Raw genomic sequence first — 12,264 nt, 5'->3', positions numbered from 1 at the left:
CGCGCCTTAGCCCGTACTGCGTGGCGCCGCGCGCCTTAGTGTTGGTCCTTGCTTTGGGACTCGCGTCCCCCGCCGCCCGGTGGCTCGGCGTGCGTACCGCTGCCTAGCGGCACTTCGGCCGTCTGCTCCGGTCGCTCGCTCGATCGCTTCGGGTTCGTTTGCGCCGCGACGTCGGTTTGTTCGACAGGTTCGATGCCAAGCGGACTGGGCTCGACGTAGTGGGTTCCGCTCGGCTTGCTGCGCGGTTTGGTGTCCGGTGTCGCGCTTTGCGCGTTGACGTCTTCGCCGGGTTGGCTGTCTTGCATGTCGCTCTCCTTGAATTCGGCTACTCGTTGCTTCCAGCAACAACTGGACCGCCTCTGCCCGAAAAGCAAATGGCCGTGTCGGGGCATGGCCGTTGCGCCACCGACGGCGGAGTTCAACCCATATTTTGTAAAAACGAGAACGTCATGACGATCACGACTATCCGCATGTCGACACCGCGTTACTTCTCCGGGGCCGCGCGGTCGGCCGCCACGATCTCGCGGCCGTAGTCGATTGCGGCCCGGCGCGCCTCGTCCGCGGTCGCGTAAGGCCCGATTTCCGGAGCGCCATCGAACGGAAACAGGATCCTCCTGTCTGCCTTTCTGACGACTTTCAGTCCACCTACGTAACGGCCGTCGCCTGTTCCGTGGTAGCTGGCGTAAATCTCGAAGTCGTCGTCGGCAACGTCGGCCTTGTGTCGCGCCATGTGTGATATCCCTTATCCTGCACTTTCGGTGCGTCAATTTCCGGTGTCGCCCTGCGTCGTCAGGTCCCGGCATGGCAGCACGCGCGTGCCGACGTCGAGCAATACCTGTTCCACAGGAGGCGCGATGGGCACGGCGCGAGATAAACAGCCCATTAAGGGGCGCAAAAGCGGCAGACTTGAAATCCGTCGCTTCGCAGCGCCGAGCGGCGTAAGCGAAAATTAATACACTGGTCCGTTAATTGCGGGCTCCCAAGAAAAACCGGCGTGAACCGCCGACCTACTCGCCAGGAGCCAGCATGAGTAACGATGACACCCCCGACAGCACAACCGACACCACCCCCATCAAGCCATACCGCCACCCCGCAGGCGGCTGGGGGTCGCTGAAAGCGGTCGCGTCGATCCTCGTGCAGGAACACGTCACGCTGAACGGCAGCCGTATCCTGTCGCATCAGAACAAGGCGGACGGCTTTGCGTGCGTCAGCTGCTCGTGGGCCAAGCCCGCGGACCCTCACCTGTTCGAGTTTTGTGAAAACGGCGCGAAGGCCACCGCGTGGGAAATCACCAACAAACGTATCGACGCAGCATTTTTCGACGACCACACGGTGAGCGAACTGCAATCGTGGAGCGGCTTCGAACTGGAATCGCGCGGCCGGCTCACCGCGCCGATGCGGTGGGACGCCGCCACGGATCGCTACGTGCCTACCACGTGGGAACACGCGTTCGCCGAAATCGCCAGGGAATTGCAAGCGCTCGACCCGAACGAAGCGGTGTTCTACGCCTCGGGGCGCGCCTCTCTCGAAACCTCATACATGTATGCGCTGCTGGCCCGCATGTACGGTACCAACAATCTGCCTGACAGTTCGAACATGTGTCATGAGAGCACCTCGGTCGCCTTGCCGAAGACGATCGGCGCGCCGGTCGGCACAGTGCAACTCGACGACTTCGAGCACACGGATTGCATGCTGTTCTTCGGCCACAACACCGGCACGAATGCGCCGCGCATGCTGCATCAGTTGCAGGATGCGCGTAAGCGCGGCGCGGAAATCATCACCTTCAATCCGATCCGGGAGCCTGGGCTCGTCAGCTTCGCGAACCCGCAGTCGCCGGTCGACATGCTCACTCCGAACGATACGCAGATCAGCACGCAATATCACCAGGTAAAGATCGGCGGCGATGCCGCGGCAATCGCCGGACTCTGCAAACTACTGATCGAATGGGACGACGACGCGCAGCGCGACGGCACGCAACGGGTACTCGATGCCGCTTTCATCGCCGAACATACACACGGCTTCGAAACGTTCGCCGCCGCCATGCGCGCCACGACATGGGAAGAGATCGAGCATCACTCGCAACTCACGCGTGCGGCGCTCGAAGCGGCCGCACGCGTATATGCACAAGCGAACGCGGCAATGGTGCTGTTCGGCATGGGTATCACGCAGCATCGCAGCGGCGTGCACAACGTCCAGATGTTGTCGAATCTGCTGCTGCTGCGCGGCAATATCGGCAAGCCGGGCGCCGGCATTTGCCCGATTCGCGGTCATTCGAATGTGCAAGGGCAGCGCACGGTCGGCATTACTGAAAAGCCCGAACTCGCACCGCTCGACAAGCTGAAAGAACTCTACGGTTTCGAGCCGCCGCGCGAGAAGGGCATGAGCACCGTCGAAGCCTGCCAGGGCGTGCTCGATGGCAAGGTCAAAGCGTTCATCGGCCTCGGCGGCAATTTTCAGGTGGCGATCCCCGACCATCACGTGATGGACCCGGCGTGGCGGCAGCTCAGACTGACCGTGCAGATTGCCACTAAGCTCAACCGCAGCCATCTGCTGCACGGCGAGGTTGCCTATCTGTTGCCGTGCCGCGGACGCATCGAAATCGACCGGCAGGCGAGCGGCGAACAATGGGTCAGCGTCGAAGACAGCACGGCTTGCATCCATGGCTCGCACGGGTTGGCCGAGCCGGCTGGTGACATGCTGTTATCGGAACCGGCGATCGTCGCGGGTATCGCCAAGGCATTACTGCCTCGCAACCCGAAGCTGGATTGGGATGCGTGGGTTGGCGACTACGCGCTGGTGCGCGATGCGATCGAGCGCACTTATCCCGAGCAGTTCCGCGATTTCAATCAGCGCTTCAAGCAGCCTGGCGGTTTTCACAGGCCATTGCCGGCATGCAAACGCGAATGGAAAACGGAAAACGGCAAGGCCAATTTCATCGTGCCGGACACGCTCGACGAAGACGCGGATATGCCGGCCGCCGGCCCCGACGTGCTGCGCCTGATGACGACGCGCGGCGACAGTCAGTTCAACACGACCGTCTACGGTCTCGACGACCGCTTTCGCGGCGTGTTCGGGACGCGAGAAGTATTGTTGATGCATATTGACGACCTCACGCGTCTCGGCTTCGCGGAGGGCGACGCCGTGTGCATCTCGACCGTCTCGGACGATGGCGTGACGCGCGAGGTCGAAGGCATGCGTGTGCATGCATTCGACATTCCAACCGGTTGCATCATGGGCTATTACCCCGAATGCAACCGGCTGATCCCGCTCTCGCATCACGCGAAATCGAGCTTGGTGCCGGCGTCGAAGTCGATTCCGGTGCGCTTGCGCAAATCGGCGGTGATCAGGGAGGCCGCAGTCTGACGACGACGAATCGAACCAGTCCCGCATCGGCAGTGCCTGCAAGTAAGTCATGCAGGCACTGCCAATGTCCGAATGAGCTACTTGCTGAATATATCCGCTATCGACCGTACTGGTCATAAATGAACGACTGTGCGTTACTTTTAGATCGCAGGTTTCCACAGTCACCTTGCTTTCCTGGCCCAATGCGATGCATGAATTATTTTGCCCACCAATGAGCTCGATGCTGCTGACGCGCTAGCGCTGACTGATTAGAACGCATTCAATGGAATCTTCAGATAGCGCACGCCATTGGCTTCTGCCGGCCATCCAGATCAATATCCGCGCGGGCACGCTGCCGGAGCCGATCGCTATTTGACCACGGGTTGCATCTGCGCAATCGGTATCAGGAACTCGGAGAAACCCGTCAGGATAATTTGCACGCCGATGCACAGCAGCAGAAATGACGAGACGCGCATCGCGACCTTGGTGCCGTCCGCGCCGAGATATCTGGCGAAAACCCCTGCACGACTGTAGATCAGGTAGACGGTTGCAGCCACGAGAACGGAGATCACGACCGACGCAATGCTCGACAGCACGAACGCCGACAGCTTATGCGTGCGGTTCGCGGTCAGTGCGATCGCGGTGGCGATCGAACCGGGTCCGGTGGTGAGCGGAATGGTGAGCGGGAAAAACGCCTTCGACATGGCGGTGTCCGAATCCACGCGCTTGACGGCCGGCTGGTCGGCCGGTTGGGTGTCGGGCGCATTGAGCATCTGCCAGCCGCCGACAGCAACCGCGAGGCCCCCGCCGATACGCAGTGCCTCCATCGAGATGCCGAAGAAATGGAGGATCGGGGTACCGACAAAGAAGGCAACGAGCATGACGCACATGACGTTGAAGGCGATTTTCCTGGCGAGCGCGGTGCGGTCTTCCGTGGTGAGCGACGCGGTCCGGTCGAGAAAGACGAACGCCATGCCGATTGGGTTGATGATACTGATCAGCCCGGTGAAGCCAAACAGGATATCCGAGATCAGACTTTCGACCATATGCAATCCGTTTCGGGCAGCGGCTCGGGCGGGCTGACTGCCTGACCACGCGCCGGAGCGCCGCGCTGAGTTGAAGTACTGGACACCTTTCTGGCTGTCCCGATTGGTGCTCGCTTTGCCTTTGCGAGATGATATCGCGGCGCGGCATGCAAATTCGAAAAAAAGGGTGGCAATGCAAGCAGCGCGAGGCATTGCACCGCAGCAGAGGGGTGTCGAAAGATGCGCGCGCAACTTTCAGAAAGCCTACACTTTTTTGACTTGCTTTACGTAACCGAAGCATCAGGCATACAGTCCTCCCCGAAGCTGCATTTTCAACAAAACCTACTTAACGGTTCGAGGAGTCCCCCATGTTGCTTCGTGTACTCGCCGCGCTGCCGTTCATCGGCATGTTGCTCGGCGTACCGTTTGTGAATCGTGTCGAGCCGCTCGTGCTCGGCATGCCGTTTGTGTTGGCCTGGATCGTCATGTGGGTGGTGTTGAGTGCCATCATCATGGCGATCATCTACCGTCTGGACCCGACTAACCGTCAGCTCGCCGTGGACGGCGAGGAGGCCCAATCATGAGCGCACTCGTCATCATTGCGGCCATTACGCTGTTCGCACTGTATCTGGGCGTGCGCGCGCGGCGCGGCCACGACATGAGTCTTGAACAATGGACTGTGGGCGGCCGCAGTTTCGGCACCGCATTCGTGTTCCTGCTGATGGCGGGCGAAATCTACACGACCTTCACCTTCCTCGGCGGCAGCGGCTTTGCTTATGGCAAGGGTGCGCCGGTCTACTACATTCTTGCGTACGGCACGCTGGCGTACATCCTCTCGTACTGGATGCTGCCGCCCATCTGGCGTTACGCGAAGCGTCACCGCCTCGTTTCCCAGCCGCACTTCTTCGCGCGCAAATACGACAGCCCGGCGCTCGGCACCTTGGTGGCGCTAGTCGGCGTGGCCGCGCTGATTCCCTACCTCGTGCTGCAACTGAAGGGGCTTGGCATCATCGTGGCGACCGCCTCGTATGGCGTGATTTCGTCGACGGCGGCGGTGTGGATCGGCGCCGCGGTGGTGACGTCCTACGTGATCGTTTCCGGCGTGCGCGGCTCCGCGTGGAACTCGGTGGTGAAGGATATGCTGATTCTCGCCATCGTGCTGTTCCTCGGGATCTACCTGCCGCTGCACTACTACGGCGGTTTTGGCGACATGTTCCACGCAATCGCCGCCGCACGCCCGGGCTTCCTGACCTTCCCGGCCAAGGGTTCAAGCGTGACCTGGTTCCAGTCGACGGTGCTGCTGACCGCGTTGGGCTTCTTCATGTGGCCGCATACGTTCGGTTCGATTTTTACCGCGAGGGACGAACGTATTTTCCGCCGCAATGCAATGGTGCTGCCGCTGTACCAGTTGATCCTGCTGTTCGTGTTCTTCGTGGGCTTTGCGGCGACGCTCAAGGTGCCCGGCCTGAAGGGTGGCGACATCGATCTGTCGCTGTTCCGCCTGTCATTGCAGACCTTCGACCCGTGGTTCGTCGGCGTGATCGGCGCGGCGGGGATTCTCACGGCGCTGGTGCCGGGGTCGATGATTTTGACGTCGGCGTCGACGCTGCTGGCCAACGATGTGTATCGCGGCATGGTGAACCGCAATGCTCCGGATGCGACAGTCGCGAAACTGGCGCGGTTTCTGGTGCCGGTGGTGGCGTTGGTGGCGGTGGGCTTTACGCTGCAAGGCGGCGAGACGATCGTGGCCTTGCTGCTGATGGGCTACAGCTTTGTGACGCAACTGTTTCCGGCGGTGATTTGCAGTTTGCGGCCGAATAATCGGGCGACCAAGCAAGGTGCATTTTGTGGGATTCTTGCCGGCGTTGCCGTGGTGGCGGTAATCACCATCATGCATTTGACGCTTGCGCAATTGATGCCATTTTTGCCCGATGCGCTTAAGGACATCAATATTGGGTTTTTGGCGTTGGCTGTGAATGTGATTGTTTTTGTTATTGTCAGTGCTCTCACGCAGCCGCGTCCGGCTGAGCAGACTCAAGCGTCTGTGCATTAAAGTTTTTCGGCGTAGCGGTGGAAGGGGCTGGTCGCCTGCGGCGTCAGCCCCTTTCCTGTTTTTTGCCTTGCTCGTCAAATCTACACACGCCTGAAAAAACGCCTCCACCTCGCGAGGGCATCACGGAAAAAGCCCGCGCCCGCACCGCAACACAAACCCGCGCTCCAGCCAAAACGCGATCCTGCCCCCAGGCACAACCCTTGCTGTAGCTTCGCGCTAGCGAACTCCACCGCACTGTGCAAGTGCAAAAAACGCGTCCCTGGGGGGCCAATTTGTCGCTCAACGTTCTTCTTGTCGCTTCCGAAGCCTTGCCGCTCGCCAAATCCGGCGGCCTCGGCGACATGGTCAGTGCCTACGCCGCCGCCCTGCGCGAGGCCGGTGTCGACGTATCGATCCTGATGCCTGCTTACCCGGCCGCGCTCGAGGGCGCGACCGATGTGACCTCGGTGGCACGCATGACCGGCCTGCCCGGCGGCGACGCCAAATTGCTGCGCGCCTCGATGCCCGACACCGGCATACCCGTGCTGCTGCTGCAGATGGATCACCTGTTCGCACGCGAAGGCCTTTACCGCGACCCGCAAGGACGCGACTATCTGGACAATCTGACCCGTTTCGCATCGCTCGCGGCAGCCGCCGCCCGCGTAGCGCGCGGCGTGCGCGGCGTGAAGCGCCCCGACATCGTGCACGCGCACGATTGGCATGCAGGACTCACGCCGCTCTATATGCGCCTCGCGGGTGTCGCCGCCAGAAGCGTCTTCACGATTCACAACCTGGCCTTCCAGGGCAACCACCCGCTCGCGATGGGCGGCTGGATCGGCGTGCCGCCCGAGTTGCTGGCGCCGGCCCTGACCGATGAACGCAGCATCGAGTTCTACGGCTCGCTCAGCATGATGAAAGCCGGCATCGTGCACGCCGATCGCGTCACGACCGTCAGCCAACGCTATGCACGCGAGATTCTGACGCCGCATTTCGGACACGGCATGGAAGGCGTCCTTCAGGCGCAAGCCGGCAAGCTGTCCGGCATCGTCAACGGAATCGACGCGACGACGTGGAATCCGGCAACCGATCCGCTCATCGCACGGTCCTATTCCGTCGACGACACCGCCGGCAAGCAGGCCTGCAAGCGCGAACTTCAGCAGGCCTTTGGCCTCGCGCGCGATCCGTTCGCGCCGCTGGTCGCGATCGGCAGCCGCCTGACCGAGCAGAAGCTCGCGGACGTCGTCGTGCGCGCGCTGCCTTCGCTGCTCGAACGACATCCGCGCCTGCAATTTGCGGTTCTCGGCCAAGGCGAACCCGGACTCGAACACGCGCTGCAGGAACTGGCGGCCGTATGGCACGGGCGTGTCGGCGTGCAGATCGGCTACGACGAGCGGCGCGCGCACATGCTGCATGCCGGCGCCGATATCCTGTTGCACGGCAGCCGCTTCGAACCGTGCGGACTCACCCAACTCTATGCAATGCGTTACGGCACGATTCCGGTGGCGTCGCGGGTGGGCGGTCTTGCGGACACGATCGTGGACTACGCGCCGCACGACGGCAGGAGCGACGATCTCGCAACGGGTTTCCTGTTCGACGGCGAGAGCACGGACGACGTCGTTCATGCACTCGGACGCGCGCTGGCGGCATTCGTGCAACCGTCGTCATGGCATGCGTTGCAGCGTAATGCGATGAGCCGCGACTTCGGCTGGGAAACGTCGACGTCGAACTATCTTTCGTTGTATGCGGATCTGGTCGATGCACGGCCTGCTCCCGGCGATGCGCGTCTCCGCAAGACGCCGGTTCGTGCGCGGTCGACGGCCTCGGGCGCGACACGCAGGGCTCGCCCGGACGAGGGATTTAACGCAAGTGTGGGGAAGATGGCGCGCAGTGCGTAACGCTCGCGCCTCGCGGCGACAAGCCGCGCGTGGTTGCGCCCCGAATGCGCCTGCTGCTAGTCACACGTGCTGAACGCATCAGTTCGCCCGCTTGCCAACGATCACGAGTCCCCGTGATAGCCGGCTTACGTCATCGACCGCTTGCGCCCCCGCGTACAGTTGCGTGACCGGCACCCAGACAGCCGGATACTTGTAGCGCGCGACATCAAGAAGAAGCGCGCTATCGCTCGCGGCGTCGTAGGCAGCGAGCGGCGACCAGTGCCCACCACCCGCTTCACCTATTTCCACACGCCTGAAGTTCAATAGCACGAAGCGATCGCTGTGGCCCGTGGTGTCGCGGATCAGATCGCGAAACTGACCGAGCGTCAGATCTGCCGCGTGGAATTTCCTCACGTCGATCGGAAATGCGCTCAAGGTCGCGCTGAGCTGGTCGAGTGTCATGCCCTCCCTCGATACCTGCGCCGCGTTGGCCACCTGCGGATCGACGCCGCGAAAAAAATCCTCTTGCGAGAAGTACGGGAAATCCGGGTACTGCGTGGATTCGGGCCGGCGGATGCCCAATGCATTGAGCGCCATCACCGAGGTCGCGACCGAACAGTACGCTTCGTTGCGCTGCGTTTCGAAGTATTCGGAGAGCGGCCAATAAGACTGATTGTAGGCGGACCCCAGCAGCCGCTTTTGGCCAGCCGGCTGAGTCAGCGCGACAAGATTCGGAGGAACGGGCAGCGGTCCGTCGGCTGGGCGCGCCCTCCTCGCCGCTCCTGTTTGATGCGGGGGTTGATCCGCAACTTGATTCGCTGATTGATTTGCGGCTTGATTCGCGGCCGGCAGCAGCGGCGCACAGGCTACAAGTGATGCCGTCAGGACGGCAACGATCCACTCAGGCCAGCTTGTGCGCCTCACGGCGCGCATCAATGAATATCTGGACATTAACCCTTCCGCTGCGAATGAATTTGGAACAACTGCGGCCCTGCCGGCACATTTACTTCCATATCGGCAAGCCTCGAATTTTTAACACGAAACAAATCGCCATGTGAAAGTGCGGGCAAGTCCAGGCGAGTGACCGCTGACCGTTTGCCAAATGAGATATACTCCCCTAGGGTATCTAGGAGCGCATTCATGGGTCACACGATTCGGGAAAAACAGAAGCTTCTCAACCGCGTCCGCCGCATCAAGGGGCAGGTCGAGGCCATAGAACGCGCGCTCGAAGACGAGCGCGGCTGCGCCGATGTACTCCAGCAGATCACCAGCTGCCGCGGCGCGATGAACGGTCTACTGGCCGTCGTGCTCGAGGACCATATCCGAAATCATCTTGTGGATGCGGATACCGGTGAGGAACATGCCGGCAGTGCCACTGAACAACTCATCGAAGTCGTTCACAGTTATTTCAAGTAAACCGGAGCAGGCAATGAGTGACTTCAAAAACGCTGCGTTCGGCGCGGGACACGACCATATTTTTCTGGGCGTGGCCCATGAAAAAAACGAGCGCAGAACATGGGCGGTGATCGGGCTGTGTGCTGCGATGATGGTTGCCGAAATCGTCGGCGGCAGCCTGTTCGGCTCGCTCGCGCTCGTCGCCGACGGTCTGCACATGTCCACCCATGCCGGCGCAATGCTGATCGCGGCGCTCGCTTATACATACGCGCGCAAGCATGCGAGCGATTCACGCTTCGTTTTCGGCACGGGCAAACTGGGCGACCTCGCGGGGTTCACGAGTGCCATTGCGCTCGCGATGATTGCCTTGTTGATCGGTTACGAAGCCGTGTCACGCTTTCTTTCGCCGGTACCCATTCATTTCGGTGAAGCGATTCCGATTGCCGTGGTCGGCCTGCTGGTGAATCTGGCGAGCGTGTGGCTTCTGCGTGGCGATCATCACGGACACAGCCATGGGCATGGTCACGGTCACGGCCATGCTCACAACGATCACGCTCACGATCATGACCATGAGGAACACGCTCACGAGGAGCATGCGCACGACAATCATGCTCACGCAGCCCACCACGATGCCGATACCGCGGCCCACCGCGACCACAATATCCGGTCGGCCTATATTCACGTCATCGCGGATGCCGCGGTGTCGGTGCTGGCCATTATCGGTCTCGTTCTCGCGCGTGAATTCGGCTGGCTCTGGATGGATCCGCTCGCCGGCATCATCGGCGCGACGGTGATTGCAAACTGGTCATATGGACTGATGCGCGACACGGGCGCAATCCTGCTCGATATGAGCCCCGACCAGCGCATGACCGAGAACGTGCGTCACGCGATCGAAGATTCCGGCGATAAGGTGCTCGACCTGCACGTCTGGCGCGTCGGGCCCGGGCATATGAGCGCGGTCATATCCGTCGCGACCCCCGAAGCGCGCCGTGATTCGCGTTTCTATCACGCCCTGCTTCAACGTTTCAACGGCCTGTCGCACGTCACAGTCGAAGTCAACCCGATGGAAGTCATGGTCTGAATATGGCAATTCAATCGCCCTGCGTCGACATTTGCAAAATCGACGGTAAAACGGGCTTCTGTATCGGATGCCTGCGCACTCGCGACGAAATTCGCGAGTGGAAAAACATGACTGACCACCGCCGCCATCAGGTCATCAATGACAGCTCGCGCCGCAAGACGAAGCTGAAATCAGAGACGCAAGAACAGCAACAGACGCCGGCCTCATAAGCTTGACGGTAAGCCCGACGGCCGGTTTGCCCGGTCCGCGAACGCGTAACTGTTCTTGCCGCTGCGCTTTACCCGGTACATCGCTTCATCGGCCGCGGCCACGAGGCGATGATAATCGTCGACGAGATCAGGAAAACTGGCAATGCCGATGCTGGCGCGCACCAGTCCGATCCCCAACTGCTCGTCTGTCTGAACCACACAGGCGATGAGTCGCCGGGCAATTTCGGCCAGCTCGGCATCTGTCGAATATTCCCGAACGAGTACCGCGAATTCGTCGCCGCCGATCCGGGCGACGACATCGACTTTACGCACCGACTCACGAAAGCGCCGCGATACCGCAATCAGAAATTCATCGCCGACGCGGTGACCGAGCGAATCGTTGACCTGCTTGAATCCGTCCAGATCGACATATAGCACGGCGATTTTGTGCGGTATCGAGCCGATGGATGGCTGAGTCGCGACCTCTTCCAGCGTGGCAAAAAGCTTGCGCCGGTTCGGCAAGCCGGTCATCGGGTCGTGCAGTGCCGCGTGCTCGAATTCATGCGACTGACCTGCCAGCAGCCGATGCCGCCTGGCATACATCCCCAGCGCGGTGATCAGCATGCAGAATAGTAGCGCTGCCAGTGCGATCAACGTGCGCGCGACGTGAGTAATCCGCACGTGTACGTCGGCGCTGTCGGCGTCGCGCTGCGCTCGCCAATAGGCCGACACCGTGCGGAGCAAGGCATCCGTATCGCGCAGATCGGCCTTAGGTGTGAGCGCGGAGGGAGGCAGAAGCGGCACCGCGGACGGACTCGCATTCACCAGCGCAGCAAGTGAAGTGAGGCGATAGGCGAGTTCGGTTCGCGCTTGCCGATACCCAACTGCGCGGGCTTCGGTAGCGTCGGGCAGTTGCTGCCAAACGCCGACCAGACTGCGGGCGCTTTCAGCCCGTTCAACCGCGTCAAGAACAAGCCCCGCATATTCCTGCTTCAACTGGTCGGAGAAGATCGTCCTGATTTGCAGGGCAAGATACAGAAGACCAATCAACAGACAAAGCATCGAGGCCGCAGCGATCGTAGCCGGCCCAGGCCTGAAGCGGATCGCGAGGTCGCGCCCGGGAATGGCGCGCCCGATGCGAAGCCGCTCAGGGGTGGGAGTAGATGTCCTGCCGGTTTCCGTGGCCATGCTGCCGATAGCTTACGCGACGAAAGAACGAACTCACCCGCGCGAAGAGATTGCCCTTGTGCTTGGGATTTACCGCTGAAGAAGGCCGGCGATCCTGTTGCGCGAGATGCGCATCCCGGCCCGGGCGCCCGGTTGCCAA

At 61.3% G+C, this 12,264-nt stretch carries 12 protein-coding genes; 7 read left to right on the top strand and 5 right to left on the bottom strand.

What is annotated here, in order from left to right; all coding sequences use genetic code 11:
- Nucleotides 1-35: 35 nt before the first annotated feature.
- Entirely contained in the window at nt 36-305 is a 270-nt protein-coding gene (locus ACAX43_RS18410) for a hypothetical protein (RefSeq protein ID WP_370709848.1), read from the bottom strand.
- 179 nt (nt 306-484) lie between these two features.
- Nucleotides 485-730 carry a DUF6723 family protein gene (locus ACAX43_RS18405; protein WP_325044486.1) on the bottom strand — a complete coding sequence of 82 codons (246 nt, stop codon included), beginning with the start codon at nt 728-730 and terminating at the stop codon, nt 485-487.
- 296 nt (nt 731-1,026) lie between these two features.
- Here ACAX43_RS18405 and ACAX43_RS18400 point away from each other — a divergent pair, with 296 nt between their 5' ends.
- Nucleotides 1,027-3,363, top strand: coding sequence for an FdhF/YdeP family oxidoreductase (locus ACAX43_RS18400; protein WP_370709847.1), 2,337 nt, complete (start codon nt 1,027-1,029; stop codon nt 3,361-3,363).
- Nucleotides 3,364-3,710: 347 nt separating this feature from the next.
- Here ACAX43_RS18400 and ACAX43_RS18395 read toward each other — a convergent pair whose 3' ends face one another.
- A complete protein-coding gene (locus ACAX43_RS18395) occupies nt 3,711-4,388 on the bottom strand; it encodes a MarC family protein (protein ID WP_370709846.1) in 678 nt (225 codons plus the stop codon).
- A gap of 347 nt (nt 4,389-4,735) precedes the next feature.
- On the opposite strand from ACAX43_RS18395, the gene ACAX43_RS18390 reads away from it, so the two are divergent.
- From ACAX43_RS18390 to glgA, 3 genes are all read left to right on the top strand, one after another.
- Entirely contained in the window at nt 4,736-4,951 is a 216-nt protein-coding gene (locus ACAX43_RS18390) for a DUF3311 domain-containing protein (protein WP_370709845.1), read from the top strand.
- Entirely contained in the window at nt 4,948-6,420 is a 1,473-nt protein-coding gene (locus ACAX43_RS18385; protein ID WP_370709844.1) for a sodium:solute symporter, read from the top strand. Before ACAX43_RS18390 ends, ACAX43_RS18385 begins: the two co-directional genes overlap by 4 nt.
- Nucleotides 6,421-6,692: 272 nt before the next feature.
- A complete protein-coding gene (gene glgA / locus ACAX43_RS18380; protein WP_370709843.1) occupies nt 6,693-8,294 on the top strand; it encodes a glycogen synthase GlgA in 1,602 nt (533 codons plus the stop codon).
- Nucleotides 8,295-8,372: 78 nt separating this feature from the next.
- Here glgA and ACAX43_RS18375 read toward each other — a convergent pair whose 3' ends face one another.
- Nucleotides 8,373-9,206, bottom strand: coding sequence for a phytochelatin synthase family protein (locus ACAX43_RS18375; RefSeq protein ID WP_370710030.1), 834 nt, complete (start codon nt 9,204-9,206; stop codon nt 8,373-8,375).
- A gap of 207 nt (nt 9,207-9,413) precedes the next feature.
- On the opposite strand from ACAX43_RS18375, the gene ACAX43_RS18370 reads away from it, so the two are divergent.
- From ACAX43_RS18370 to ACAX43_RS18360, 3 genes are read left to right on the top strand one after another with little or no spacing between them, the layout of a single operon-like run.
- Nucleotides 9,414-9,689: a metal/formaldehyde-sensitive transcriptional repressor gene (locus tag ACAX43_RS18370; RefSeq protein WP_370709842.1), complete on the top strand. Its 276-nt coding sequence runs from the start codon at nt 9,414-9,416 to the stop codon at nt 9,687-9,689.
- 13 nt (nt 9,690-9,702) lie between these two features.
- Entirely contained in the window at nt 9,703-10,749 is a 1,047-nt protein-coding gene (gene dmeF / locus ACAX43_RS18365) for a CDF family Co(II)/Ni(II) efflux transporter DmeF (RefSeq protein WP_370709841.1), read from the top strand.
- Between the two features lie 2 nt (nt 10,750-10,751).
- A complete protein-coding gene (locus ACAX43_RS18360) occupies nt 10,752-10,958 on the top strand; it encodes a DUF1289 domain-containing protein (protein ID WP_370709840.1) in 207 nt (68 codons plus the stop codon).
- Here the strand turns inward: ACAX43_RS18360 and ACAX43_RS18355 are convergent.
- Entirely contained in the window at nt 10,953-12,125 is a 1,173-nt protein-coding gene (locus ACAX43_RS18355; protein ID WP_370709839.1) for a diguanylate cyclase domain-containing protein, read from the bottom strand. The two genes, ACAX43_RS18360 and ACAX43_RS18355, sit on opposite strands and share 6 nt — an antisense overlap.
- Nucleotides 12,126-12,264: the final 139 nt, after the last annotated feature.

Origin of the sequence: Paraburkholderia sp. IW21 (assembly GCF_041321145.1) — a bacterium.
Taxonomy (GTDB): Bacteria; Pseudomonadota; Gammaproteobacteria; order Burkholderiales; family Burkholderiaceae; genus Paraburkholderia.
Note: the sequence above shows the minus strand (reverse complement) of the source record. Positions and strands in the feature narration are given on the sequence as shown.